The sequence below is a fragment of the Micromonospora echinofusca genome (assembly GCF_017614955.1).
In the GTDB taxonomy this organism is placed as follows: Bacteria; Actinomycetota; Actinomycetes; order Mycobacteriales; family Micromonosporaceae; genus Micromonospora; species Micromonospora echinofusca_A.
This window is the reverse complement of sequence record NZ_WVUH01000454.1, coordinates 1-4735: the sequence shown is the minus strand read 5'-3', so window position 1 is coordinate 4735 and position 4735 is coordinate 1. Positions and strand designations below refer to the sequence as shown.

Below are 4735 nucleotides of genomic sequence, written 5' to 3'. Positions count from 1 at the left end.
CCCATCGCCCCGCCCCCGGCCCGGGCGGTGCCACTGGCGTCCACCGCACCGTCCGCCTGCCGGACCTGGTCCAGCAGGTCACAGACGACGATCGACGCCTGGTACATGGCGATGTGCGTGAACGCACCCTCACCCGTGACGTCACCGACCGCCCAGACCCCGTCGACCGTCGCACCGTTCCCGACCGTTGCGCCGTGTCCGACCGTTACGCCGTTACCGCCGGTCGCTGCACCGTTCCCGGTCGCCCGCACCCGCATCCGGTCGTCCACCGCGAGGAACCGCTGTCCGGGGTCGATGCCGACAGTCTCCAGCCCGAGGTCGGCGAGCCGGGCCCGGCGGCCGGTACTCACCAGCAGCCGCTCACCGGTGAACCTGCCACCGTCCGAGGTATGCACGGTGAACCGGCTGCCGTCGTGGTCGACCCGTTCGGCGCGTACCCCGGTGTGGATCTCGACCCCGTCGGCACGCAACGCGGCGGCGGCGACCTCGGACGCCTCCGGTTCCTCGACGGCGAGTACCCGGTCCAGCGCCTCGACCACGGTGACCCGTACCCCGAACCGGGCGAAGACCTGGGCCAGTTCCAACCCGATCGCCCCGCCCCCGAGGATCAGCAACGACTCCGGCAGTTCCTCGGCCTCGATGATCTGCCGGTTCGTCCAGTACGGCGTGTCGGCGAGCCCGGCGATCGGCGGGATGACCGGCGTGCTCCCGGTGCCGACCACCACCCCGTGCCGGGCCTGGAACACCTGGTCGCCGACCTGTACCCGGCCGGGGCCGGTGAGCCGGCCGTACCCCCGGACGAAGTGGCCGCCCTTCCCGGTGAACCGCCGTACCGCCGCCGCGTCGTCCCAGTTGGCGGTGGCCTCCTCGCGGATCCGCCGGGCCACCGGCGCCCAGTCCGGCTGGACCTGCACGGTGCCGGCCAGACCGTCCACCCGACGGGCCTCGGCGAGGGCGTTGGCCGCCCGGATCATCATCTTGCTCGGGATGCACCCCCAGTACGGGCACTCCCCACCGACCAGTTCCCCGTCGATGCCGACGACGTTCAGGCCCGCCTCGGCGAGCCGACCGGCCACCTCCTCGCCCCCCACGCCGAGCCCGACAACGACCACGTCCACGTCGACCACGCCCGCGTCCACACCGACTGCGTTCACGTTCACACCCACGTACTCCGGCTCCGTCACCCCGCCAGCATGACCCACCTCCGGTGGTAAGGAAGGGCCCCTTCTTATCGTTTTCGGTAGAGGAAGGGCCCCCGCTTAACACCCGGGCACCGCTCAACGGCACCGGAAGAGAACACGCCGGACCGGGCGAGTGTGCGCCGGGTCAGCTGGCGTCCTCGCGCTACCGGCTCAAGTCACCCGGTAGCGGGTCGGATCCGACGAGGCGTCGTACGTGCGGCCACAGGTCGTCGAGCGAGCTCAGGTCGCCGGCGAGTTTGGCCAGGAGTACGGCGCCTTCGATGTGCGCGACCACGGCGCGCGCGGTGGCCCGGTCTGCGTAGGCGGGTGCGATGCTGCCGTCCCCGGCGCCTTCGACGAGGGTGGCGTGGACGAGCCCGGCCTGTTCGTCGAAGGCCGCAGCGAGACGTTGCTGGACGACGGGTTCCTGATTGCTCAGCTCGACCGCGAGATTGCCCAGCAGGCACCCGTCGACCCTGCCGGAGACCTGCCACGCCTCCCGTTGTGCCCCGACGAGCCAGTCGATGAGTCGCTGGAGGCGCTCCAGGGCAGACCCCGGTCCGGTGAGTCGCTCGCGCCAGGCAACGCGTTGGGCCTGCCAGTGGGTGTCGACCACCTCGGCGGTGAGCGACTGCTTGGACTCGAAGAAGTGGTAGAAGCTGCCCTTGCGGACGTCGGCCCGGGCACAGATCTCGGCCACGCCGATGGCCGTGTAGCCGCGCGTGTGCATGAGTTCGCACGCACTGTCGAGCAGCCGTTCACGAGCGGTACTGGTGCGGCCCATGCGGCGAGTATACGGCCGGTCAACTAGATTTTAGTTGACCGGTCGTCTAGTGTCATCGCATCGCCTCTTGGAAGGAGCGCACATGTCGATCAGAGTCGCCATCGCGTACCACAGCGGCTACGGCCACACGGCCCGACAGGCACAGGCCGTCGCGTCCGGCGCGGCGTCCGTACCCGGTGTCCACGCCGACCTGCGCAACATCGCCGTGCTCGACGAACCGCTGTGGCAGGCGCTCGCCGACGCCCAGGCCATCATCTTCGGCACCCCCACCTACATGGGTAGCCAGTCCGCCGTCTTCCAGTCCTTCGCCGAGGCCAGCGGCCCGGTCTGGGCGCGGCAGGGCTGGCGCGACAAACTCGCCGCCGGCTTCACCACGTCCGCCGGGGTCAACGGCGACAAGCTGAACACCCTGTCCTCGCTGGCCGTGTTCGCCGCCCAGCACGGCATGCACTGGGTCTCGCTGGGCCTTCCGCCCGGCTGGCTCTACCGCACCACCGGCACGGCGGACGACCTCAACCGGCTCGGCGGCTTCCTCGGCGCGATGGCGCAGGCGCCCTCCGACGCCGGCCCGGACGACGCCCCGTCCACGGCCGACCTGCGCACCGCCGAGCACCTCGGTCGCCGGGTCGCCCAGGTCGCCGTCCAGTTGCGCCAGGGACGACTGGTCGGTGCGGCATGAGCACCCGACTCACCCGGCTGCTCGGCACCGAACTTCCGATCGTCCAGGGTCCGTTCGGCGGCGGACTGTCGAGCGTCGCCCTCGCCGCTGCGGTGAGCGGCGCCGGCGGCCTCGGCTCGTTCGGCGCGCACCACCTGGACCCCGACGCCGTCACCGCCCTCGTCGCCGAACTGAAGGCGGCGGTCCCCGGGGACCGGCCGTTCAACGTGAACCTGTGGGTGCCACATCCGGAGGAGGTGGACCTCCGCCCGGCACCGGCCGACTTCGAACGGCTCCGGCCGCTCTACGACCGTCTCGGCGTCCCGGCGCCGACCTCGTACGCCCCGCCGCCCGCCTTCGACGATCAGGTGGACGCGCTGCTGGCGGCGGAGCCACCGGTGATCAGTTTCGTCATGGGTACGCCGCCGGCCCGGGTGGTGACCGAGGCGCGCCGCCGGGGCATCGTGACGATCGGCACCGCCACCACCGTCGACGAGGCGGCGGCCGTGCAGGCAGCCGGCCTCGACGTCGTGGTGGCCTCCGGCAGCGACGCCGGAGGGCACCGGGGGGCCTTCCTGCGGCCGGTCGCCGAGTCGCTGGTCGGCACGTTCTCGCTGGTGCCGCAGGTCGTCGACGCCGTCGACATCCCGGTCGTCGCGGCCGGCGGGATCGCCGACCGTCGCGGCGTCACTGCGGCACTTGCCCTCGGCGCCGAGGGCGTCCAGATCGGTACCGGATTCCTGGCGACCGTGGAGTCCGGGGCGAGCCGGATCCACAAGGCGGCGCTCACCGGTCCCGACGCCCGGGTCACCGTGCTCACCCGGCTCTTCTCCGGCCGGCACGCGCGGGCGATCGTCAACCCGCTGATCAGGGAACTCACTGCCGAAGAGGGGAACGTGCCCGGGTACCCGGTCCAGAACGGGCTCATGCAACCGCTGCGCCGGGCCGCCGCCGCCCGCGACGACCCGCGGTACCTCAACCTCTGGGCCGGCCAGGCCGCATCGCTGTCGCGACCGGTCACCGCCCAGGAGTACCTCGCCACGCTCATCACGGACCAATCCGGCTCCGGATCGGGAGCGGTGCCGGGGTCCTAGCGTTTCCGCTGCGTACAACTGCTCGGCCCTTCCAGGGCGGGCCGTCGAAAACAGCGCGCCGGCAGCCGGCCGGGGGCCTACCGTGGCCCGGTGCGTACCCGATTCGAAACCGTCCGGGAGTGCTTCCAGGACCTGCACCGCAGTGGCCGGGAGACCGGGGCGTCGCTCGCGGTCTGGTACGACGGCCGCCCGGTCGTCGACCTGACCAGCCACAGCCGCCACACGGACAACGTGACCAGCCACGCCGGCCGGGACAGTCTGGTCAACGTCTACTCGGTCGGCAAGCCGGTCGCCGCGCTCTGCCTCCTGCTCCTGGTCGACCGGGGGCGGCTCGACCTGGACGATCCGGTCGGGCGGCACTGGCCCGGGTTCCGTACCCCGGCGACGGTCCGGCAGGTCCTCAGTCACACCGCCGGGCTGCCCACCTTCCCGGTACCCCGGCCGGCGGCGGCCTTCGCCGACTGGGCCCTGCTCGCCGACGACCTGGCGACGGCCGAGCCGGAGTGGGCGCCGGGCACGGCGGCGGGCGAGCACGCGCTGACGTACGGCCACCTGGTCGGCGAACTGGTCCGTCGGGTGGACGGCCGGAGCATCGGCCGGTTCCTGGCCGAGGAGATCGCCGGGCCGTGGCAGCTCGACCTGCACTTCGGACTGGGTACGGCGGAGCAGCGGCGGTGCGCCGACCTGACGTACGGCGATCCGGACTGGCCGACCACCGTGCGGGGTGAGCCGGGGTCGCTCTGGGCGCGGGCCCTGGGGAACCCGGCCGGTGCGCTCGACCTGGCGGTGGTGAACGGCGCGGCGTGGCGGGCGGCCGAGGTCCCGGCGGTGAACCTGCACGCGACGGGTGGCGGGTTGGCCCGGTGCTATGCGGGCCTGCTGGCCGGCGGCACCCTCGACGGGGTACGCCTGCTCGGTGCCGGACTGGTCGACGAGTTCACCCGGGTGCAGTACACCGGCCCGGACCTGCTGCTGGGCCGCGACGTGCACTGGACGCTCGGCATGCAGTGGGAGGAGG

General features: G+C 72.6%; 5 protein-coding genes. 3 read left to right on the top strand and 2 right to left on the bottom strand.

The window, feature by feature from the left end; all coding sequences use genetic code 11:
- Positions 1-1127, bottom strand: a 1127-nt coding sequence (locus tag GSF22_RS30730) for a dihydrolipoyl dehydrogenase family protein (RefSeq protein WP_208817414.1), incomplete at its 3' end; no start/stop codon positions are given.
- A 217-nt stretch (positions 1128-1344) separates the two neighbouring features.
- A complete protein-coding gene (locus GSF22_RS30725; RefSeq protein ID WP_208817413.1) occupies positions 1345-1965 on the bottom strand; it encodes a TetR/AcrR family transcriptional regulator in 621 nt (206 codons plus the stop codon).
- An 82-nt stretch (positions 1966-2047) separates the two neighbouring features.
- On the opposite strand from GSF22_RS30725, the gene GSF22_RS30720 reads away from it, so the two are divergent.
- From GSF22_RS30720 to GSF22_RS30710, 3 genes are all read left to right on the top strand, one after another.
- Positions 2048-2644: a flavodoxin family protein gene (locus GSF22_RS30720; protein ID WP_208817412.1), complete on the top strand. Its 597-nt coding sequence runs from the start codon at positions 2048-2050 to the stop codon at positions 2642-2644.
- On the top strand, positions 2641-3717 hold the full coding sequence (locus GSF22_RS30715; protein WP_208817411.1) for an NAD(P)H-dependent flavin oxidoreductase: 1077 nt from the start codon (positions 2641-2643) through the stop codon (positions 3715-3717). Before GSF22_RS30720 ends, GSF22_RS30715 begins: the two co-directional genes overlap by 4 nt.
- Positions 3718-3807: 90 nt before the next feature.
- Positions 3808-4735: serine hydrolase domain-containing protein (locus GSF22_RS30710; protein ID WP_208817410.1), on the top strand; the 928-nt coding region annotated here is incomplete at its 3' end.